This is a genomic window from Achromobacter sp. K91 (assembly GCF_003576205.1).
GTDB lineage: Bacteria > Pseudomonadota > Gammaproteobacteria > Burkholderiales > Burkholderiaceae_B > Achromobacter > Achromobacter aegrifaciens.
On sequence record NZ_QWFB01000013.1, the window covers coordinates 20,289 to 40,874 of the forward strand.

Here is a 20,586-nt window from a genome sequence, read left to right on the forward strand (position 1 = left end):
GGTCAAGCGTTGCGGGCCGGACTGCGCACTTTGCACGCAGCCTCGGACAAGATCGCCACGCACAGATCGGCGTAGCTGATTCCCACCGCCTTGGCGGCCATGGGAACGAGTGAATGGCTGGTCATGCCAGGCGAGGTATTCATTTCAAGCAGCCACGGCCGGTTGTCGCGGTCGAGGATGAAATCGGCGCGGCCCCAGCCTTCGCAGCCCAGCGCCTGATAAGCCTTGACCGCGATCTCGGCGACTTCCGCGGCCACTTCGGGCGGCAGCGTGGCCGGGCAGAAATACTGCGTGTCGTCGGAGAAGTACTTGTGCTCGTAGTCGTAGTTGCCGCCGGGCGCGGCGATCTCGATGACGGGCAGCGCGCGCGCGGTCTTGCCGCCGCCCAGCACCGCCACGGTCAGCTCGCGACCGGTGATGAACTGCTCGGCCAGCACTTCGGCGTCGAAACGCGCGGCCGCGGCATAGGCTTCCTTCATGTCGGAATAGCCCACCACCTTGGTAATGCCGACCGTCGAGCCTTCATGCGGCGGTTTGATGATCAGCGGCAGGCTCAGGCGGTCCGGTACCAAGCGCAGCTCGGTGTCGGCGTCCAGCAATTCGAAGTCGGGTGTGGGCAGGCCGTGCTGCAGCCACACGCGCTTGGTCATGGTCTTGTCCATGGCAAGCGCGGAGGCCAGCGGACCGCTGCCGGTATAGGGGATGCCCAGCAGTTCCAGGGCGCCCTGGATGGTGCCGTCTTCGCCGTAGCGGCCATGCAAGGCAATGAACACGCGGTCAAAACCCTGGGCGGCCAGCTCGGAGAGGCTGCGCTCGCCCGTGTCGAACAGGTGCGCGTCGACGCCGGCGCTGAGCAGCGCCTGGTGCACGCCCGTGCCCGACATCAAGGACACTTCGCGCTCGGCGGATCGTCCGCCGTACAACACACCGACCTTGCCGAATTGCGTGTTCATGCCAGTTCTCCAACTTGAGCGGGGACCTTGCTGATCGAACCCGCTCCCATCACTATCACCACGTCGCCATCGCGCACGAAATCCACGATGGCCTGCGGCAGTTCCGTCACGTCCTCGACGAACACCGGCTCGACCTTGCCGGCCACACGCAGGGCGCGCGACAAGGCTCGGCCGTCCGCCGCCACCAGTGGCGGTTCGCCCGCGGCGTAGACCTCGGTCAGCAACACCGCGTCGGCCGTGCCCAGCACGCGCACGAAATCCTCGAAGCAGTCGCGGGTACGCGTGTAGCGGTGCGGCTGGAAGGCCAGCACGATGCGGCGGTCGGGCCAGGCGCCGCGCGCGGCGGCCAGCGTCGCGGCCATTTCCACCGGGTGATGGCCGTAATCGTCGATCACCGTGAAAGTGCCGCCGCCATGACTGGCCGGCACAGGGAATTCGCCCGTCTGCGTGAAGCGGCGGCCCACGCCATGGAAGGACGACAGCGCCTCGCAGATGGCTGCATCGGCCACGCCCAGCTCGGTCGCCACGGCGATCGCGGCCAGCGCGTTGCGCACGTTGTGCAGGCCCGGCAGATTCAGTTCGACCTGCAGCGGCGGCAGCAGGGTGTCGCGATGCGTGCGCTGCACGTTGAAGCGCATGCGCGTGCCTTCCGGCTGCACTTCATAGGCGCGCACCTGCGCCTCTTCGTTCAGGCCGTAGGTCGTGATGGGCCGCGAGACAAAAGGCATGATCTCGCGCACATTGGCGTCGTCCGAGCACAGCACCGCGCTGCCGTAGAACGGCAGGCGCTGCGTGAACTCGATGAAGGCGCTCTTCAGGCGCGCCACGTCGTGCCCGTAGGTGTCCATGTGATCGGCATCGATGTTGGTCACGATGGCCATCACCGGCAGCAGGTTCAGGAACGAAGCATCCGATTCGTCGGCTTCGACCACGATGTAGTCGCCCTGCCCCAGCCGCGCATTGGCGCCGGCCGAATTCAGGCGGCCGCCGATCACGAAGGTCGGATCCAGGTCGCCAGCGGCGAGCACGCTGGCCACCAGGCTGGTCGTGGTCGTCTTGCCGTGCGTGCCGGCGACGGCAATGCCGCGCTTCAGGCGCATCAGCTCGGCCAGCATGATGGCGCGCGGCACCACCGGGATGCGGGCGGCGCGGGCGGCGATCACCTCGGGATTGTCGCCTGCCACCGCGGTGGACGTGACGATGGCGGCGGCGCCCGTGACGTTGCTGGCCACGTGGCCGATTGCGATCTTCATGCCCAGGCCGGCCAGGCGGCGCGTCACCGCCGACTCGTTCAGGTCGGAACCGCTGATGGTGTAGCCCAGGTTGAGCAGCACCTCGGCAATGCCGCTCATGCCCGAGCCGCCGATGCCTACGAAATGGATGTGTTGAATTCTGTGTTTCATGATGCGCGCCCCGCTGCTTGTTCACAGACGTCGGCGATATGGGCCGCGGCTTCGGGGCGCGCATGCGCGCGGGCCCGTTCGGCCACGGCTTGGAGTTCTTGTCGAGAGCGTTGGCCCAGCCACTGCGCCAGCCATTCGGGCGTCAGGCCGGTCTGCGGCTGCAGCCAGGCAGCCTGCGCGTCGCTCAGAAAGCGCGCGTTGGCGGTCTGGTGGTCGTCGATGGCATGCGGGAACGGCACGAACAGGGCTGCGACGCCCGCCGCGGCCACTTCGGACACCGTCATGGCGCCCGCGCGGCAGATCAGCAGATCGGCTTCGCCCATGGCGCCCGCCATGTCATCGATAAATGCGCGGCAGTCGGCTTCCACGCCCGCCTGGGCGTAGGCCTGCTGCAGCGCGGGCAAATGTTGCTCGCCGGCCTGGTGCACCACCACCGGCCGGTTTTCCTGCGGCAGGCGCGCCAGCGCCTGCGGCAAAGTCGTGTTCAGCGCCTGGGCGCCCAGGCTGCCGCCCACGACCAGCACGCGCAGCGGGCCGCTGCGGCCGGCGTAGCGCGCGGCCGGGTCCGGCAACGCGCACAGGTCCGCGCGCACCGGATTGCCCATGGCCTCGCCCTTGGGCAGCACGCCGGGAAAGCCGCTCAGCACGCGGCGGGCCATCCTGGCCAGCCACTTGTTGGCGGTGCCGGCCACGGCATTCTGTTCATGCACCACCAGCGGCGTGCCGCGCAGCGCCGCAATGACGCCGCCCGGGAAAGCGACGTAGCCGCCCATGCCCAGCACCACGTCGGGCCGCACGTCGGACAGGCGCGACCACGCTTGCCCGAATGCGCGCAGCAACAGAAACGGCAGCTTCAGCAGCGCCGAAGCACCCTTGCCGCGCACGCCCTGGAAACGCAGCGGAACCAGCTCGATGCCGCGCGGCGGCACCAGCCGGCCTTCCATCTTTTCAGGATTGCCCAGCCACAGCACGCGCCAGCCGCGCTCGCGCAGCACATCAGCCACGGCCAGGCCCGGCATGATGTGTCCGCCGGTACCGCCAGCCATGATCAGAATGGTGCGAGAGGCCGTCATACCCGCCCTCCACGCATCATGACGCGGTTTTCCACGTCGACCCGGATCAGCATGGCCAGCGCGCACAGGTTCATCACGATGCCCGAACCGCCATAGCTCATCAGGGGCAGGGTCAGGCCCTTGGTGGGCAGCAGGCCCAGGCAGACGCCCATGTTGATGAAGGCCTGCACGCCAAACCACATCGCCACGCCATGCGCAACCAGGCCCGCGAAGGTGCGTTCCATGGCGATGGCCTGGCGGCCTATGTCGAAACCGCGATAGACGATGATGGCGAACAGGGTGATGACCAGCATCACGCCGGCAAAGCCCAATTCCTCGCCCACCACCGCCATCAGGAAGTCTGTATGCGCTTCCGGCAGGTAATGGAGCTTCTCGACGCTGGCGCCCAGGCCCACGCCCAGCCATTCGCCACGCCCCAGAGCGATCAGCGAATGCGACAACTGGTAGGCGCTACCGTAGGCATTGTCTTCGTTCCAGGGATCCAGATACGCGAACAGGCGCGCCCGACGCCACGGCGACAGCCAGATCAACATCAGGAAAGTGCCGACCAGCACGGCCAGCAGGCTGCTGAAGTACTTGCCGTTGATGCCGCCCAGGAACAGGATGCCGATCGCGATCGCCACGATCACCATGAAGGCGCCCAGGTCAGGCTCCAGCAGCAGCAGCATGCCTACGCCGGCCAGCGCGAACGCCATCGGCAGGAAGCCGCGGGCAAAGGCCTGCATGTGCTCTTGCTTGCGCACGGTGTAATCGGCAGCGTAGAGCAGCGCAGCCAGCTTCATCAGTTCGGAGGGCTGGAAATTCAGCGGACCCAGCGGGATCCAGCGGTGCGCGCCGTTGACCTCGCGGCCGATGCCAGGGATCAGCACCGCCACCAGCAGCACCATCGCCACCACGAACAGCGGCACCGCCAGGCGTTGCCACACGCGGATCGGCACCGCCAGCACCACCGCCGCGCCCACCAGGCCGGCGCTGATGAACAGGCCGTGGCGGATCACGAAGTAGTAGCGGCCATATGAGGCATAGCGCGGGCCGTCGGCCAGCGCGATCGACGCCGAATACACCATCAGCAGGCCGAGCAGCAGCAAGGTCGACGCCGCGATGACCAGCGGCAGATCGAAATTGCGCATGCGGGTACGGCCGGGCCGTACGGCGTTGACGCTGGCAGTGAGATCGGCGATCAGGCTCATGCGATCTCTCCACGGTCGCGGGCCAGGTCTTCGACCTCTTCCACGAACACCTGTCCGCGGTGCGGATAGTTGCGGAACATGTCCAGGCTGGCGCAAGCGGGCGACAGCAGCACGGCATCGCCCGGCTGGGCCAATTCAGCGGCGCCGCGCACGGCGTCGCGCAGGGTTTCAACCGTCACGCACTGCACGCCGGTCGACGCCAGCACGCGGCCGATCTCGGGGCCGTCCTGGCCGATCAGCATCACGGCACGCGCATGCTGCGCCACCACGGGAATCAGCGGCGAGAAATCCTGGCCCTTGCCCTGGCCGCCGGCGATCAGCACGACTTGCTGGCCCAGGCCTTCCAACGCGGCCACAGTGGCGCCCACGTTGGTGCCCTTGCTGTCATTGATGTAGTCGACGCCGCCGATCGTGCGCACGAAGGCCGCGCGATGCGGTTCGCCCGTGTACTCGCGCAAGGCGCGCAGCATCGGCCCCCAGCCCAGGTCCAGGCAGCGCGCCAACTGCAACGCGGCCAGCGCGTTCAAGGCATTGTGGATGCCGCGGATACGCAAGGCGTCCACCGGCATCAGGCGGCTCATGCGGCCCTTGGCGCGCGTCGGTTCGGGCGCGTCCTTCTTGCGGCGCACCGGCGGCGCGGGTTCATCGAAATCGTTGGGTTCGCAGGCCACCAGCCAGGCCACGCCCTGGCCCAGCTCCAGGCCCATGTCGCCGACCAGCTCCGGCACGTCACGGCCGAAGCTGCGCACGTTCAGCGCGTTCAGCGTGGCGACCATGTCCACGGTGTACGGATCGTCGCGGTTGACGATGGCCACGCGGGCCATCTTCAGCAGGCGGGCCTTGGCCTGCGCGTAGGCTTCCATGCCGCCGTGCCAGTCCAGGTGATCCTGGGTGACGTTCAGCACCACGGCCGCGTCGGCCATCAGCGAGCGCGTGGTTTCCAGCTGGAAGCTGGACAGCTCCAGCACCCAGACCTGCGGCAGCGATTCGGCGTCCAGCGCTTCCATCAGCGCGGCCAGCGCTGCGGGGCTGATATTGCCCGCCGCCACGGCCGACAGGCCGCTGGCCTCGACCAGCTGGCGCGTCAGCGCGGTGACTGTGGTCTTGCCGTTGGTGCCGGTCACGGTCAACAGGCGCGGCCGGTACTCGCGCGTCTCGGCCAGATCGGCCAAAGCGCGCGCAAACAATTCGATCTCGCCGACGACCTCGATGCCGCGGGCCTCGGCCTCGCGCAGCAGCTCGGCCGCGGGTGCCTGGGAGGGCGCCAAGCCGGGGCTCAGCACGACCTGATTCACGCCGTCCAGCAGCGCCGTGTCGAAGGACTCGTCGCAGCCCAGGCGGTACTCCACTTCGCTTTGCGCCAGTGATTCGCGCAGCGCGGCCAGCCCGCCCGGTTCGGCGCGCGTGTCGGCCACGCGCAGGCGGGCACCCAGGCGGGCGCACCAGCGAGCGGCGGCGACACCCGTCTCGCCCAATCCGAGGATCAGGACGAGCGGCGCGTCTGCGCGGGAGGTTTCCATCGTATTCATCGCAACTTCAGGGTAGAGAGGCCAATCAGCACCAGCATCATGCTGATGATCCAGAAACGCACGACCACCTGGGTTTCTTTCCAGCCGCCCACTTCAAAGTGATGATGCAACGGGGCCATGCGGAAAATGCGTCTACCTGTTCCATAACGTCGCTTCGTGTACTTGAACCAAGTCACTTGCATCATCACGGAAAGGGTCTCGACCACGAACACGCCGCCCATGATGAAGAGCACGATTTCCTGGCGCACGATGACCGCGATGGTGCCCAGCGCGCCTCCCAAGGCAAGCGCGCCGACGTCGCCCATGAAGACCTGGGCCGGATACGCGTTGAACCATAAAAATGCCAGCCCGGCGCCGCCAATCGCGGCGCACAGCACCATCAATTCCGCCGCTCCCGGGATGTAGGGGAACAGCAGGTACTTGGAATAGTCCACGCGGCCGACCACGTAGGCGAAGATACCCAGCGCGCTGCCCACCATGACGGTAGGCATGATGGCCAGGCCGTCCAGGCCGTCGGTCAGGTTCACGGCATTGCTGGTGCCGACGATGACCGCCCAGGTCAGCGCCACGAAACCGAGCACGCCCAGCGGATAGCTCACGCTCTTGAAGAAAGGCACGATCAAGTCGGCGCGCGTCGGCAAGGACATCGTGAAACCGCTGCCCACCCAGGCCTTGAACAAGGGCCACAGTTCAGTATTGGCCGGCGCCGACACGGCAAACGCCAGATACACCGCGGCCACCATGCCGATGGTGGCCTGCCAGAAGAACTTCTGCCGCGCGGGCATGCCTTCCGGATCGCGATAGACCACCTTGCGGTAGTCGTCCATCCAGCCGATCCAGCCGAAGCCGAAGGTCACCAGCAACACCACCCACACGAAGCGGTTTGTCCAGTCCGCCCACAGCAGCGTGCTGATGGCGATGGAAATGAGGATGAGCACACCGCCCATGGTGGGGGTGCCGGTCTTGACCAGATGGGTTTCCGGACCGTAGGAGCGCACGGCCTGGCCGATCTTCATCTCGGTCAGTTTGCGAATCACGCGCGGACCCGCCACCAGGCCAATCAACAGCGCGGTCGCGCATGCCAGAACAGCGCGCAGGGTGATGTATTCGAACACCCCCAGTGCGCGCACATCGTCAGACAGCATGCGGGCGATTTCAAGCAGCATTCTGCTCTCCCTGCCCCTTGGCCGTCACACCTTCATTCGTAGAAAAAGCCGTCACTACCCGCTCCATGCGCATAAAGCGCGATCCCTTTACCAATACGCAGGACGCGCGCAAGCCGCGCATTGCGGCAACCACTTCGTCTACCGATGCGCAGGCGTGTGCGCCCACTCCGAATGCGGCCGCGGCCGCCCGGCTGGCTTCGCCTAGCGTGATGAGCGCGTCGAGCCCTTGCTCACGCGCGTAATTGCCCACCTCGACATGCATGGCGGGGCCGTTGTCCCCGACCTCGCCCATGTCGCCCAGCACCAGGACGCGCTTGCCGGCCATGCGGGCCAGCACGTCCACGGCTACGCGAACCGAGTCGGGGTTGGCATTGTAAGTGTCATCAATGAGCAACGTTCCGTCACTCATACTCTTGTGCTGCATGCGACCCGCGACCGGGCTGAAACCTGCCAGGGCGCGCACCGCGCCGTCCAGCGGCGCCCCCGCCGCGATCGCGCTGGCAATGGCGGCCAGCGCATTGCGCAGGTTGTGCAGGCCCGGCACCGGCAGCGCCAGGTCGGCGACGCCCACCGGCGTCACCACACGGCAGCGGGTGGCGTTCACGTCAGCCAGGATCTGCTCGGCGTACACGTCCAGGCCGGGCTGCAGGCCGAAACGCAACACGCGGCGCGGCTCGGCCAGGGCATCCCAGATCGCCGAATACGGTTCGTCGCCGGGATATACGGCAACGCCATCCTCGGGCAGCGCCGCGATGGCGGAGCCGTTCTCGTGCGCCACCGCTTCCACGCTATGCATGAATTCCTGGTGTTCGCGCTGAGCGTTGGTGACCAGCGCCACCGAGGGCGCCGCGATCGCGGCCAGTTGCGCGATCTCGCCGGGGTGGTTCATGCCCAGTTCGAATACGGCCGCGCGGTGCTCCGGCCGCAGGCGCAGCAGAGTCAGCGGCACGCCGATGTCGTTGTTCAGGTTGCCCGCGGTCGCCAGGCGGCCCGCTTCACCCTGCCACTCGGCCAGCATCGCCGAGATCATTTCCTTGGTCGTGGTCTTGCCGTTGCTGCCGGTCACCGCCACCACGGGCAGCGTGAACCGCGCGCGCCACGCGGCGCCGATGCGCATCAACGCGACGCGGGTGTCGCCCAGCACCAGTTGCGGCAGCTTGGCGTCGGGCACGGCGTGCGCCACCACGGCCGCGCACGCACCGCGCGCTTCGGCTTGATCCAGATAGTTATGGGCGTCGAAGTTCTCGCCCACCAGCGCCACGAACAATTCGCCTTCGCCGATACGGCGGGTGTCGGTCGACACACCCTTGACCTGCGGCAGCAGCAGCGCCAGCCGCGCCCATTCCCGGTCATCGAAAGGCAGCTTCTCGCCCCCGATGTCCTGGTAGGTTTCATGGCCCTTGCCGGCCAGCAGCACTACATCGTCGGGCGTCGCGGCCCAGATGGTCTGCATGATGGCGCGCGCGCGGTCCACTTGCACGTCGGGCTTCACGCTGTCCGGGATGCCCGTCAGGATCTGTTCGACGATGGCTTCAGGCGACTCGGTGCGCGGGTTGTCGCTGGAGACGACCACATGGTCGGCCAGGTCCGCCGCAATGCGGCCCATCACGGGACGCTTGCCCGGATCCCGCTCGCCGCCGCAGCCGAACACGCAGATCAAGCGGCCCGATCGCGCGGTCGCAACGGCGCGCAAGGCGGTCAGCGCCCGCGACAGCGCATCCGGGGTATGGGCATAGTCCACCACCACCAGCGGGCCGCGGCCCGTGCTGGCCTGGGTGCTGTGCGCCACCGGCTCGACGGTTTGCAGACGGCCGTCGACGGGGTCCGTCGCGGCCAGTTCGCGCGCGATCTGCGCAAACGGCAGGCCCAACTGATACAGCACGCCCGCTACCAGCAGCAGGTTCGATACATTGTGCGCGCCCAGCAGGCGCGTCACGATCTGGGCTTCGCCATGCGGCGACACCAGCGTGAAGATCTGACCCTGCGCGGTGGCCTGGAGATCGCGCGCGCGCATGGCGGCGGGAATGTCCTGCGCTTCGCTCAGGCTGTAGCCCATTGCCATGCCAGCCGGCAGATCGGCAATCAGGCGGCGGCCGGCTTCGTCGTCGGCATTGATCACGGCGGCGGTCAGGCCCGGCCAGCGGAACAGGCGCGCCTTGGCGGCTTCGTACCGTTCCATCGTGCCGTGGTAATCGAGGTGATCGCGCGTCAGGTTGGTGAAGGCGGCCAGCGCAACGCGCACGCCATCCATCCGGCCCTGCTCGATGCCGATGGAAGACGCTTCCATGGCCACGGCCTTGGCGCCGGCGTCGCGCATGGCGGCCAGCGTACGGTGCACGGTCAAGACGTCCGGCGTCGTCAGGTCGCCGCCCAGCGTCTGGCCGTCGGGCAGCACGGCGCCCAGGGTGCCGATGGTGCCGCAGGGCTTGTCATTGCGGCTCAGCGCGTGCGCAATCCATTGCACCGACGACGTCTTGCCGTTGGTGCCAGTCACCGCGACCACCGCCAGCTCGGCCGAGGGCCGGCCGTACCAGGTGTCGGCCAACTCGCCCAGCAGGGCGCGCAGGCCAGTCACCGGCAGCATCGCGGCCTGGTCCGCCACGGCCGCGACGGCATCGTTGGCGGGGGCTTCGAACAACACCGCGCTGGCGCCCAGCGCCAACGCCTTCTCTATATAGAGACGTCCGTCGCTGGACAGGCCCGGGCAGGCGACGAACACATCGCCCGGCTCGATATCGCGGGAGTCCAGTTTGAGGTGCGCGGTCAACGACACGCGCGAATGCAACCACGCCACGGTTTCGGCAACCGTGGCGACAGGGTTGGAGAGGAAGCCTTTGGCGCTCATCTGCCTGGCTCCTTGAGACCAGCAACAATTGTGGATTCGAAGGGCGCGTCCGGGCGCACCCCCATCAGCCGCAAGCTCCCCCCCACGATCTGGGAGAACACGGGCGCGGCGATGGCGCCGCCGTAATAGCCGCCGATCGTCGGCTCGTCGATGGACACGGCCACGACGATCTTCGGATCGGACACCGGAGCGAAGCCCACGTAGGAGCTCCGATAGCGCTGCATGCTGTATTTGCCGTCGACGATCTTGCGCGCCGTGCCGCTCTTGCCGGCGACGCGGTAGCCCTGCACCTGGGCAGCCTTGGTGCCTTCGGGGCCGGCAGCCGCTTCCAGCATGCCGCGCACCATTTCAGTCGTCTTGGGCGTGTAGATCTTGACGCTGGTGGGATCGCTGTCGCGCTTGACCAGGGTCAGCGACACCATGTCGCCGTTGCGGGCGAAAACGGTATAGGCGCGCGCCACCTGCAGCAGCGACACCGACAGGCCGTAGCCGTAGGCCATGGTGGCCTTTTCGATCAGGCGCCAACGATCCCAGGGACGCAGGCGTCCGGGCGCCGCGCCGGGAAATCCCACCTGGGGCGCCTGGCCCAGGCCAAGTTCGGTAAAGCGGTCCCACATTTCGCGGGATTCCAGCTTCTCGGAGATCATCGTCATACCGATGTTGCTGGACTTGCGCAGCACGCCGGCCACGTCCAGCGTGCCGTTGCGGCTCACGTCGCTGATCGTGCTGCCCTGATACTGGAATCGGCCGTTGCCGGTTTCGAACAGGGTCTTGGTGCTGATGCGACCCAGGTCCAGCGCCAACGCGGCGGTGAACGGCTTCATGATCGAGCCCGGCTCGAAGGTGTCGGTGATGGCCTGGTTGCGCAGCTTGGAACCGTGGAAGGTCTCGCGCTTGTTCGGATCGAAGGTCGGCACGTTGGCCAGGGCCAGGATCTCGCCCGTATGCACGTCCACGACCACGGCGGTCGCGCCCTTGGCCTGGTGCTTGTCCATGGCGTCCTTCAACGCCTTGAACACCAGATACTGCAGACGCGTGTCGATCGACAGGCGCAGGTCGCGGCCATCCACCGGCAGGGTCACGGCCTGCACATCTTCAATCACGCGGCCGAGCCGGTCCTTGATGACGCGGCGGCTGCCGGGACGGCCGGACAACTGCTGGTTGAACGTCAGCTCGACGCCCTCCTGCCCCTGATCCTCGACGCTATTGAAACCCACCACGTGAGCCATCACGTCGCCGTCCGGGTAGTAGCGGCGGGTCTCGGGCTGCTGGTGCACGCCGGGCATGCCCAATTGTTTGATCTTGTCGGCCACGTCCATGGAGACCTGGCGCTTCAGGTAGACGAAGTTCTTGTCTTCGTCGACCAGGCGGTGACGCAGGTCGGCCGGCGGCGTTTCCAGCAGCTTCGCCAGCGTGTCCATCTGCGCCGGGGTAGCCTGCTTGGCGTCTTCCGGAATCGCCCAGATGGCGCGCGCCGGCACGCTGGAGGCCAGCACCGCGCCGTTGCGATCCATGATCTTGCCGCGCGTCGCGGCCAGGGTCAGCGTGCGCTCATAGCGCCGCTCGCCCTGCTGCTGCAGGAATTCGGTGGACAGCCCCTGCAGGAACAGAGCGCGGCCGGCCAGCACGGTGAACCCGCCGAACAGCAGGATCAGCACCAGGCGCGCGCGCCAGGTGGGCAATTGCCCGCGCAGCACGGGGTTATCGAAGAAAGGGACGCGTTTCATTGCGCGCCTCCGGTGGCGGAAGCGGGCGGCTGGTTCAAGTACAGCGTGCGATCCGGAACGATGGAGATCATCTTCAGGCCATCGCGCGCGATGGCGTCGACCCGCGCGTTGCGGGCCAGTTCGGCGCGGTCCAGCTGCAGGCGCCGCCAGTTGGTTTCGAGGTCGCGAGCCTGCGCCTGATCACGTCCCAGCTCGATGAAGAGCTGGCGCGACTGATACCGGCTGGTGACCAGGGAAATGGCCGACAGCATCAGCAAAGCCGCAACGATCAGGTTGACGCGACCCATTAGCGGCGCCCTCCCTTGCCGCGACGCGGCGGGGGTGCCAGGTCGCTGCCCGGCAGCGAACCGATCTTCACGAACGCGAAGCCGCCCTCGGCGGGCAGCGGCGTCTCGGTACGTTCGGCTACGCGCAAGACGGCGGAACGGGCGCGGGCGTTGGCCGAGACTTCGTCGTCTTCGGCCAGCACGCGGCCCAGGGAGCGCAGGACCGGCTGGGGCATTTCGCTTTCGCGCAGGGGCAGGCGCGCATGCGCGGCGGCCGGACGAGCCGCCGCCGCGATGCACTGCTTGACCATGCGGTCTTCAAGCGAATGAAAGCTGATCACCGCCAACCTCCCTCCCGGGGCGAGCAGGTCTAGAGCTGCCGCGAGGGTGCGCGCGAGCTCTTCGAGTTCCCGATTGATGTAAATCCGTAGAGCTTGAAAGGTGCGTGTGGCCGGATGTTGCCCCTTTTCGCGCGTGCGGACGGCGCTGGCGACGCACTCGGCAAGCTCGAGCGTGGTGCGCAGCGGCCTTGTTGCGCGGCGAGCAGCAATCGCCTTTGCAACCTGAAAAGCAAACCGTTCTTCGCCATAATCCGCTATGACCTCCCGCATCTCATCCACACTGGCTTGCGCCAGCCAATCCGCCACCGTGGGACCACGAGTGGTGTCCATCCGCATATCGAGCGGGCCGTCTCGCATGAACGAGAAACCACGCTCAGCGTCATCGATCTGAGGCGAGGAAACGCCCAGATCCAGCATCACGCCATCGACCTTGCCGATGCCGAGCTGCTCCAATTCTTCGGCCATGGTGGCAAAGCCGCCATGCACCACGGTGACCCTCGGGTCCGCTGCCGCCAGTTGCCTGGCTACGACGATCGCCTCCGGATCCTTGTCGAACACCACCAGCCTGGCGCTCGGGCCCAGGCGGCCAAGCAGTTCGCGGCTGTGCCCGCCACGCCCGAAGGTGCCGTCGACGAAAACGCCGCCTTCCGCCCGCGTAGCCGCAGCCGGCCCGGCCTGCTGATGCGACCGTGCCGCACCCTTGCCGCCGAAGTCAGGCAGCAATAGCGCGTCCACCGTCGGCTCCAGCAGAACGGGCCGATGTTCGAATTCCATAACTTTTTCAGAACGAAAACTGATTCAACACATCCGGCATACCCTTGGCCAGGTCCTCAGCCTCGCGGCTGGCCAGAGTAGCGGCGTCCCACAGCTCGAAGTGCGCGCCCAGACCGAGCAGCATCACATCGCGCGTCATACCGGAAGCGTTGCGCAGTTCAGGAGCGATCAGGACCCGGCCGGAGCCATCCAGTTCCACGTCCTGAGCGTTGCCCAGCAACAGCCGCTGCAACGCGCGCGCCGTCATGGGAAAGGCGGCAATCTGCTCGCGCTTCTTTTCCCACTCGGGCCGCGGGTAGACCAGCAAGCAGCCGTCAGGGTGGCGTGTCAGGGTCAGCCGGCCATCGGCCTGCGACATGAGCGCGTCACGGTGCCGGGTCGGAATCGAGATCCGTCCCTTGGCATCCAGCGTGAGCGCGCTGCTTCCCTGAAACACCACTTTTACCCCACTTAATTGCACAATTTCCTACTATTTCCCACTCTACGGTATGGGATCGGGGCGGTCAAGCGCGTGGTTGCAATTTTTTCAATCACAACAAGGACTTAGATCAATATGTAAATCCGCAAAAAGAAAAACCTCCCAATAAATCAGGAGGTTGCGGCACTATCTAAAAGTCCTTCTTCAGAAGTGGCGGCTAACAATGCCTTTGCATTGTTTTACGGTCGGTCGTTTGCTCCGGTTGGCAAGGCTTCCAGCCGGGCCCGCCGATTTGAGCGGCCCCAAAAATGGTCCGGCCCGGCCAGCGCGACGCCAGGTTCCAGCCAGGACCAGGCTCGCGTTGCGAATGAGTTGCAAGACGGGTCTATAGGCCGGATTCTGTACACCAGGTTTCCCTGGCGGACGATCATTCCTCTGGACGGATCATTGCTGAGCCGCTCTAGCCATCTACCCGCATGCTTGGACGGGCCGCCCTACGCGGTCCGAAGACCGCACGCATGCCTATTTGATGTTGCTCCGGATAGAGGTTGCCGCGTTTCACCCTGCGATGCCGCCGCCCGTTGCCGGACGGCGCGATACGGAGATGGCCGTATCTGTGCGCGCGATGCACGCCCGCCCCGCAGACTCGTCTCTGTGGCCCTATTCCTCAACCGCGCCCGAAGACGCGGCCGGACGGCCGTTAGCCGTTACCCTGCCCTGTGGAGTCCGGACCTTCCTCGATGGATTCGCATCCACCGCGATCGTCCGACCCGCCTTGCGGTGCGTATTCTATTACACCCGCCAGCTCCGTCCCCGAAGAAGCCGCGACACTAGCCGTGCAAACGGCGTTACGGGGTTCCTGCGACAATACGCCTTGATTCGCTCAGACGCCGCAGACAATACCCATCACATGGCCCTTGCTACTCTCATCACCCTTACCGACATCCAGCTGGCCTATGGCCACCACCCGCTGCTGGACCACGCCGATTTCGCCATCCAGGCCGGCGAGCGCATCGGCCTCATCGGCCGCAATGGCGCCGGCAAGTCCTCGCTGCTGAGACTGCTGGACGGCAGGACCCAGCCCGACGACGGCGACATCGCCCGCAGTTCGGGTCTGCGCGTGGCCACGGTCGAACAGGAACCCGAACTGGACGAAAACGCCACCGTCTTCGATGTGGTCTGCAATGTCGAGGGCGATCATGAAGACTGGCAGCGCCCCTCGCGCGTGCGCTCGGTGCTCGAAAAACTCGGCCTGCCCGCGGACGTACAGATCGCCGGCCTGTCCGGCGGCACGCGCAAGCGCGTCGCGCTGGCGCGCGCCCTGGTCGATGAGCCGGACCTGCTGCTGCTGGACGAACCCACCAACCACCTGGACTTCGAAGGCATCGCCTGGCTGGAAGACATGCTGCGCACCTGGAAAGGCGCCGCCGTCATCATCACCCACGACCGCCGCTTCCTGGACGCAGTGGCTACCCGCATCGTCGAACTCGACCGCGGGCGCCTGCTGAGTTTTCCCGGCAACTTTTCGCAGTGGCAGGAGCGCAAGGCCCAGTGGCTCGAATCCGAGCGCCTGGAACAAGCGCGCTTCGACAAGCTGCTGGCGCAGGAAGAAGTCTGGATCCGCAAGGGCGTCGAGGCCCGCCGCACCCGCAACGAAGGCCGTGTGCGCCGCCTGGAACGGCTGCGGGTCGAACGCGCCGAACGCCGCGAACGCGTCGGCGACGTCTCGCTCGCGCTGGCCGAGGGCCAGCGCTCCGGCAAGCTGGTCGCCGAACTCGACCACGTGAACAAGGCCTTCGGCGACAAGATCGTGGTGGACGACTATTCCACCACCATCCTGCGCGGCGACCGCATCGGCATCATCGGCCCCAACGGCGCCGGCAAGACCACCCTGCTCAAGCTGATCCTGGGCGAGATGCAACCCGACAGCGGCACGACGCGGCTGGGTACCAACGTCGCGGTCGCGTACTTCGACCAGATGCGCGCGCAGTTGGACGAAAACGCCACGCTCGTCGACATCATCAGCCCGGGCAGCGAATGGGTGGAAATCGGCGGCGCCCGCAAGCACGTCATGAGCTACCTCGGGGACTTCCTGTTCTCGCCCGCCCGCGCCGGCTCGCCCGTGCGCAGCCTGTCCGGCGGCGAACGCGCCCGCCTGCTGCTGGCGCGCCTGTTCGCCCGCCCTGCCAACGTGCTGGTGCTGGACGAACCCACCAACGACCTCGACATCGAAACGCTGGAACTGCTGGAAGAATTGCTGCAGGAGTACCAGGGCACGGTGCTGCTGGTCAGCCATGACCGCGCCTTCCTGAACAACGTCGTTACGCAGACCATCGCCTACGAAGGCAATGGCCGCTGGCGCGATTACGTGGGCGGCTACGATGAATGGGTCGCGCAGCGGCCCGCGCCCGCGGCCCCGGCCGAAGACGCAACCCCTGCCGCCCGGCCTGTCGACGATGCCGCCGCGCGCGCCAAGGCCGCCAAGCCCAAGCCGGCCAAGTCGGCCAAGATGAACTCCTGGGAACTGCGCGAACTGGAAGGCCTGCCGGACGCCATCGCCGCCCTGGAGGCGCAACAAGCGGAACTTGCCGGCAAGCTCGCCGATGGCAGCCTCTACCGCGACGCGCCCGCCGAAGTCGAACGCATCAACGGCGAACTGGCCAAGCTGGAAAGCGAACTCGAAGAGCGCTTCGCCCGCTGGGAACTGCTGGAAGCGCGCCGCGAAGGCACGCTGTAATCAGCTTGTCTCTATATACATATAGAGGCGCATGAAAAATGCCCCCGAAATCCGGGGGCATTTCTTTTGTTCCGGACTTGCCGGACGGCGCAATTGCCTAGCCCCGCGCGCGCCAGGTCAGCGCTTCACCCGCAGCCAGCGGAACCAGCGTCGTGTTGCCGAACGCGACTTCCTCGGGCACCTGGTAGGCCTCGCGCACCAGCGTCAGCGTGCCGGTGTTGCGCGGCAGGCCGTAGAAGTCCGGGCCATGGAAACTGGCGAAGCCTTCCAGCTTGTCCAGCTTGCCGACCGCGTCGAAGGCGGTGGCGTACAGCTCCATCGCGTGCAATGCCGTGTAGCAGCCGGCGCAACCGCAAGCATGCTCCTTCAACCCGCGCGCGTGCGGCGCGCTGTCGGTGCCCAGGAAAAAGCGCGGGCTGCCACTGGTCGCCGCCTCGACCAGCGCAAGGCGGTGCGTTTCGCGCTTAAGCACCGGCAGACAGTAGAAGTGCGGCCGCACGCCACCTTGGAAAATCGCATTGCGGTTGTACAGCAGGTGCTGCGGTGTGATCGTGGCTGCGATGGGACCGTCCGCGTCGCGCACGTATTCCGCGCCCTCTTTCGTCGTGATGTGTTCGAACACCACCTTCAAGGCGGGGAAGGCGCGGCGCAGCGGCTTCATCACGCGCTCGACAAAGATTGCTTCGCGGTCGAACAGGTCGATCGACGGATCCGTCACTTCGCCGTGCACCAACAACGGCATGCCGCATTTTTCCAGCGCTTCCAGCGCCTTCGTGCATTTGCCCAGCAGATCGGTCACGCCGGCATCGGAGTTGGTTGTCGCACCTGCCGGATAAAGCTTCACGGCATAGACCTGGCCCGACTCGTAGGCGCGGAAAATCTCTTCCGACGTGGTGTTGTCGGTCAGATACAGCGTCATCAACGGCGTGAAGGCATCGGGATTGCCGCCCGCCTTCTTCAAGGCCTCCAGAATGCGGCCGCGATAGGCCAACGCCTGTTCGGTGGTCGTGACCGGCGGCTTCAGGTTGGGCATGATGATTGCGCGCGCGAACTGGCGCGCGGTATCCGCCACCACCGCCTCGAGGGCTGCGCCGTCGCGCAGATGCAAGTGCCAGTCGTCCGGCCGGGTGATGGTGAGCTGAGTCGTGTTTTGAGTAGACATGGAAAGGCTTCTTAATCTGCCAGCGGCATGCCCCGTTCGGCCAGCGCGCTGAACATCGCGCTGCCCAAGGGGATGACGGCATCGTTGAAATCAAAATGCGAGTTGTGCAGCACGCAGCCGGAATCGGCTCCGCCCTGGCCCAGGCGGAAGTATGCGCCAGGCTTGCTCTGCAACATGAAAGAGAAATCCTCGGAGCCCATCGACGGCGTCAGATCGCGCACGACGTTCTCCTTGCCTATCATCTCGGTGGCGATGTCGGCCACCAGATTGGCGTGCTGCGGCGTGTTCAAGGTCGCAGGGTAGATCCGTTCGTAAGTGACCTCGGCAGTGCCGCCGAAAGCGCCCGCAATCGCGGACACCAACTCGCGCATGCGGGTCTCCACCATTTCCTGGACGGACTTGCGGAACGTGCGCACCGTGCCGACCATTCTCGCTTCGCGCGGAATCACGCTCATGGCGCCGGGATGCCCGGCTTGCAGCGATCCGATGGACACCACCGCCGAATCCAGCGGATTGACGTTGCGCGACACGATGGTCTGCAACGCCGTAATGATCTGCCCTGCGATGGTGACCGGATCGATGGTCTGGTAAGGATGCGCGCCGTGGCCGCCGCGCCCTGTGATCAGGATCTCGAAGCGATCGGCCGCGGCCATCATCGGCCCGGGGTTGATGCCTATCGTGCCCGGCTTCAGGCCCGGCCAGTTGTGCAGCGCGTAGATCGCGTCGCACGGAAAGGTGTCGAACAGGCCATCTTCCAGCATGGCGCGCGCGCCGCCGCGCCCCTCTTCCGCGGGCTGGAAGATCAGAACCGCGGTGCCATCGAAATTGCGCGTCTGCGACAGGTACTTGGCCGCGCCGATCAGTACCGCGGTGTGACCGTCGTGGCCGCAACCGTGCATCAGGCCAGGCTTGGTCGACTTGTGCCCGAAGTCGTTGTCTTCGGTCATGGGCAAGGCGTCCATGTCGGCACGCAGGCCTATCATGCGCCCGCTATCGCAGCGTTTGCCGCGGATGACGCCCACCACGCCAGTCTTGCCGATGCCGCGGTGCACCTCGATCCCCAGCGCCTCCAGCGCGCCCGCCACGATTCCGGAGGTCCGGACTTCCTCGAAGCCCAACTCGGGGTGCGCGTGCAAATCGCGCCGCAGCGCCGTCAATTCGTCATGAAAGAGGCGAATTGATTCCAAAGGAGATCGTGCGTACATAGGAGGTTACAGAATGACGATATAGAGGGGACAGTCTGTGCATTTTAGTTGCTACAGAGGATAAATGCCTTTGTCTTTACGAGAGAGACACGTTATGCTCCGGCCGCAGGACAATTTTTCCAACAGCCAGAGAAGGAGCGCCGCATTATGGCCACAACCTCCAAACCCGCGACCGCGCGCAAGCCGAACGCTGCATTCATGAAGCCCCTGACCCCCAGCGCCGAACTGGCCGCCGTCATCGGCTCGGAAGCCGTGCCGCGTACCGAGGTCACCAAAAAGATCTGGGAATACATCAAGAAGCACAACCTGCAAGATGCCAGCAACAAGCGCAACATCAACGCCGATGCCAAGCTGCGCCCGATCTTCGGCAAAGATCAGGTCACGATGTTCGAACTGACCAAGCTGGTCAACGCACATCTGAAGTAAGCAGGCAAAGGGCGTACCCCGTACGTCCCTGCCTTCATATCGTCGCGACGCCCCGGTTCATTCCTGGGCGAGCTCGCCTCCCCAGCGCAGCTTTCTCTCACCGCGACAGCCACGCCGCAACCTCGCCGGCACGGCCCGATTCCCCACACCAGCATTCCCCGAAAGCCAAGCCTGGCGCGCCTCTTCAGGCAGTTGGCATGGCTTCCTCACGGTCCCACGGCCAGCATTCGGAAGCAACATGGATTGGCCCATGCGCGATGGCTGCACATGCTGCGGGCCCACGTGTCGAGCGTGAATAATCCTGCACCAGCAGAGGCCTTCGAAACGCTGAATTGCACTCAGCGCTTGTTCGCTGATGCCCGCGCCCGCTGTCCAAGTACGGCGCCAAGATCAAACTCAACAAAGCAAAAGGCCGGCATATGCCGGCCTTCTGTTTGAACGCGAGCCTTCAGGCGTAGGTAGTCGGCGCGGACCCTTCCAGCAACGACAGCCAGCCCTTGATCAGGCGATACAGCACCCAGATCACGGTCGCGGCCAGGCCGATCCAGCCGATGAAGATGAGCGTCGCGATGCCGCTGATGGCCAGCCACAGCAGGGCCCACCAGAAGGTACGCAGCAGCCAGTCGAAATGAGCGGCATAGACGGTACCTGCGGCGTCCGAGCGCTTCAGGTACATCAGCACTACGGCCGCCAGCGTGGCGATGCCCAGGAAACCGCTCGTCAGGAAGCCCAGGGCGTACAAGCCATAGGCAACGTGGGTCAGCGTGCGCAGGTCTAACGTCGTTCCGGGCACGGGGGTCTGGGGATCACTCACGATAACGCTCCAACGAATTGACTCGGTCAATCTTACCGCACAAAGCTACCCCGCCCACGGCCGTTGTTATTTGTGCACATTCAATGCTGGCGCGGCTTGCAGCCTGATTGACGGTCCGCAACCACTCGCCCAAAAGCCCCAGCCGCCCGCAGCCGCGCCGACCGCTTGCTAGCTCATCGCAACAACACCGCAAAAGAAAAAACCCCGCAGCGCGAGCTGCGGGGTTCCTGGAATCAAAGCCTGACAATGACCTACTTTCACGGACGTCCGTCCACTATCATCGGCGCAAAGGCATTTCACTGTCCTGTTCGGGATGGGAAGGAGTGGGACCACCTTGCTATGGTTGTCAGGCGTAACTGCTTGAGTGCCTGCCCTATCGTGGGCAAACGCTCCAATCCTGTAGCGAGACCGATGCGCGTGCCTGGAGCAGATCTCGACAGGCGCCCGCAAGGGGCTCTCACAAAGACAAAACCCCACAGGGGTTACCTGTGGGGTTCTGCGGAATAAAAGCTTGACGATGACCTACTTTCACAGACGTCCGTCCACTATCATCGGCG

General features: G+C 65.8%; 16 protein-coding genes, 1 rRNA gene and 1 other RNA gene. 2 read left to right on the top strand and 16 right to left on the bottom strand.

Annotated elements, in window-relative coordinates:
* Positions 1-2: 2 nt before the first annotated feature.
* The 12 genes from DXK93_RS03670 to rnpB all read right to left on the bottom strand — a co-directional run bounded on the left by DXK93_RS03670 (position 3) and on the right by rnpB (position 14,462).
* The gene (locus DXK93_RS03670) at positions 3-953 is read right to left on the bottom strand and encodes a D-alanine--D-alanine ligase (protein ID WP_054457600.1); all 951 of its coding nucleotides are present in this window, start codon (positions 951-953) and stop codon (positions 3-5) included.
* Positions 950-2,356: a UDP-N-acetylmuramate--L-alanine ligase gene (gene murC, locus DXK93_RS03675; protein ID WP_054457601.1), complete on the bottom strand. Its 1,407-nt coding sequence runs from the start codon at positions 2,354-2,356 to the stop codon at positions 950-952. The genes DXK93_RS03670 and murC overlap by 4 nt, the downstream gene beginning before the upstream one ends.
* Positions 2,353-3,429, bottom strand: coding sequence for an undecaprenyldiphospho-muramoylpentapeptide beta-N-acetylglucosaminyltransferase (murG, locus tag DXK93_RS03680; protein ID WP_054457602.1), 1,077 nt, complete (start codon positions 3,427-3,429; stop codon positions 2,353-2,355). The genes murC and murG overlap by 4 nt, the downstream gene beginning before the upstream one ends.
* Positions 3,426-4,619 (bottom strand): putative lipid II flippase FtsW, encoded by a 1,194-nt coding sequence (gene ftsW / locus DXK93_RS03685; protein WP_042796415.1) that lies wholly within the window; start codon positions 4,617-4,619, stop codon positions 3,426-3,428. Before ftsW ends, murG begins: the two co-directional genes overlap by 4 nt.
* Positions 4,616-6,148, bottom strand: a complete 1,533-nt coding sequence (gene murD, locus DXK93_RS03690; protein WP_119449380.1) for a UDP-N-acetylmuramoyl-L-alanine--D-glutamate ligase — start codon at positions 6,146-6,148, stop codon at positions 4,616-4,618. Before murD ends, ftsW begins: the two co-directional genes overlap by 4 nt.
* Positions 6,145-7,314 (bottom strand): phospho-N-acetylmuramoyl-pentapeptide-transferase, encoded by a 1,170-nt coding sequence (gene mraY, locus DXK93_RS03695; RefSeq protein WP_042796413.1) that lies wholly within the window; start codon positions 7,312-7,314, stop codon positions 6,145-6,147. Before mraY ends, murD begins: the two co-directional genes overlap by 4 nt.
* A complete protein-coding gene (gene murF, locus DXK93_RS03700) occupies positions 7,304-10,159 on the bottom strand; it encodes a bifunctional UDP-N-acetylmuramoyl-L-alanyl-D-glutamate--2,6-diaminopimelate ligase MurE/UDP-N-acetylmuramoyl-tripeptide--D-alanyl-D-alanine ligase MurF (RefSeq protein WP_119449381.1) in 2,856 nt (951 codons plus the stop codon). Before murF ends, mraY begins: the two co-directional genes overlap by 11 nt.
* Positions 10,156-11,886 carry a penicillin-binding protein 2 gene (locus DXK93_RS03705; protein WP_054457606.1) on the bottom strand — a complete coding sequence of 577 codons (1,731 nt, stop codon included), beginning with the start codon at positions 11,884-11,886 and terminating at the stop codon, positions 10,156-10,158. Before DXK93_RS03705 ends, murF begins: the two co-directional genes overlap by 4 nt.
* Complete coding sequence (gene ftsL / locus DXK93_RS03710) at positions 11,883-12,173, bottom strand: cell division protein FtsL (RefSeq protein WP_054457607.1); 291 nt, start codon at positions 12,171-12,173, stop codon at positions 11,883-11,885. The genes DXK93_RS03705 and ftsL overlap by 4 nt, the downstream gene beginning before the upstream one ends.
* A complete protein-coding gene (gene rsmH / locus DXK93_RS03715) occupies positions 12,173-13,267 on the bottom strand; it encodes a 16S rRNA (cytosine(1402)-N(4))-methyltransferase RsmH (RefSeq protein WP_119449382.1) in 1,095 nt (364 codons plus the stop codon). Before rsmH ends, ftsL begins: the two co-directional genes overlap by 1 nt.
* Before the next feature lie 7 nt (positions 13,268-13,274).
* Positions 13,275-13,703, bottom strand: a complete 429-nt coding sequence (mraZ, locus tag DXK93_RS03720; RefSeq protein ID WP_006226256.1) for a division/cell wall cluster transcriptional repressor MraZ — start codon at positions 13,701-13,703, stop codon at positions 13,275-13,277.
* A 354-nt stretch (positions 13,704-14,057) separates the two neighbouring features.
* An RNA gene (gene rnpB, locus DXK93_RS03725) (RNase P RNA component class A) lies at positions 14,058-14,462 on the bottom strand.
* 133 nt (positions 14,463-14,595) lie between these two features.
* On the opposite strand from rnpB, the gene DXK93_RS03730 reads away from it, so the two are divergent.
* The gene (locus DXK93_RS03730) at positions 14,596-16,422 is read left to right on the top strand and encodes an ATP-binding cassette domain-containing protein (RefSeq protein WP_054457609.1); all 1,827 of its coding nucleotides are present in this window, start codon (positions 14,596-14,598) and stop codon (positions 16,420-16,422) included.
* 97 nt (positions 16,423-16,519) lie between these two features.
* On the opposite strand, the gene pyrC is transcribed toward DXK93_RS03730, so the two are convergent.
* Together pyrC and DXK93_RS03740 are read right to left on the bottom strand one after the other, a co-directional pair.
* Complete coding sequence (gene pyrC, locus DXK93_RS03735; protein ID WP_119449383.1) at positions 16,520-17,584, bottom strand: dihydroorotase; 1,065 nt, start codon at positions 17,582-17,584, stop codon at positions 16,520-16,522.
* A gap of 11 nt (positions 17,585-17,595) precedes the next feature.
* Positions 17,596-18,789 (bottom strand): M20 aminoacylase family protein, encoded by a 1,194-nt coding sequence (locus DXK93_RS03740; RefSeq protein ID WP_054457611.1) that lies wholly within the window; start codon positions 18,787-18,789, stop codon positions 17,596-17,598.
* Between the two features lie 147 nt (positions 18,790-18,936).
* Here DXK93_RS03740 and DXK93_RS03745 point away from each other — a divergent pair, with 147 nt between their 5' ends.
* Positions 18,937-19,215 carry an SWIB/MDM2 domain-containing protein gene (locus DXK93_RS03745; protein WP_006217453.1) on the top strand — a complete coding sequence of 93 codons (279 nt, stop codon included), beginning with the start codon at positions 18,937-18,939 and terminating at the stop codon, positions 19,213-19,215.
* Positions 19,216-19,663: 448 nt separating this feature from the next.
* Here DXK93_RS03745 and DXK93_RS03750 read toward each other — a convergent pair whose 3' ends face one another.
* Together DXK93_RS03750 and rrf are read right to left on the bottom strand one after the other, a co-directional pair.
* Positions 19,664-20,029: a membrane protein gene (locus tag DXK93_RS03750; RefSeq protein ID WP_013391517.1), complete on the bottom strand. Its 366-nt coding sequence runs from the start codon at positions 20,027-20,029 to the stop codon at positions 19,664-19,666.
* A gap of 238 nt (positions 20,030-20,267) precedes the next feature.
* Positions 20,268-20,380, bottom strand: a 5S ribosomal RNA gene (gene rrf / locus DXK93_RS03755).
* Between the last annotated feature and the right edge of the window lie 206 nt (positions 20,381-20,586).

What these genes read in the sequence shown, in the direction of transcription:
- murC (WP_054457601.1), bottom strand. Translation starts at nt 2,356, where the DNA reads ATGAAACACAGAATTCAACACATCCATTTCGTAGGCATCGGCGGCTCG.
- DXK93_RS03730 (WP_054457609.1), top strand. Translation starts at nt 14,596, where the DNA reads ATGGCCCTTGCTACTCTCATCACCCTTACCGACATCCAGCTGGCCTAT.
- murG (WP_054457602.1), bottom strand. Translation starts at nt 3,429, where the DNA reads ATGACGGCCTCTCGCACCATTCTGATCATGGCTGGCGGTACCGGCGGA.
- murF (WP_119449381.1), bottom strand. Translation starts at nt 10,159, where the DNA reads ATGAGCGCCAAAGGCTTCCTCTCCAACCCTGTCGCCACGGTTGCCGAA.
- pyrC (WP_119449383.1), bottom strand. Translation starts at nt 17,584, where the DNA reads ATGTCTACTCAAAACACGACTCAGCTCACCATCACCCGGCCGGACGAC.
- rsmH (WP_119449382.1), bottom strand. Translation starts at nt 13,267, where the DNA reads ATGGAATTCGAACATCGGCCCGTTCTGCTGGAGCCGACGGTGGACGCG.
- murD (WP_119449380.1), bottom strand. Translation starts at nt 6,148, where the DNA reads ATGAATACGATGGAAACCTCCCGCGCAGACGCGCCGCTCGTCCTGATC.
- DXK93_RS03740 (WP_054457611.1), bottom strand. Translation starts at nt 18,789, where the DNA reads ATGTACGCACGATCTCCTTTGGAATCAATTCGCCTCTTTCATGACGAA.
- mraY (WP_042796413.1), bottom strand. Translation starts at nt 7,314, where the DNA reads ATGCTGCTTGAAATCGCCCGCATGCTGTCTGACGATGTGCGCGCACTG.
- DXK93_RS03705 (WP_054457606.1), bottom strand. Translation starts at nt 11,886, where the DNA reads ATGAAACGCGTCCCTTTCTTCGATAACCCCGTGCTGCGCGGGCAATTG.
- DXK93_RS03745 (WP_006217453.1), top strand. Translation starts at nt 18,937, where the DNA reads ATGGCCACAACCTCCAAACCCGCGACCGCGCGCAAGCCGAACGCTGCA.
- DXK93_RS03670 (WP_054457600.1), bottom strand. Translation starts at nt 953, where the DNA reads ATGAACACGCAATTCGGCAAGGTCGGTGTGTTGTACGGCGGACGATCC.
- ftsL (WP_054457607.1), bottom strand. Translation starts at nt 12,173, where the DNA reads ATGGGTCGCGTCAACCTGATCGTTGCGGCTTTGCTGATGCTGTCGGCC.
- ftsW (WP_042796415.1), bottom strand. Translation starts at nt 4,619, where the DNA reads ATGAGCCTGATCGCCGATCTCACTGCCAGCGTCAACGCCGTACGGCCC.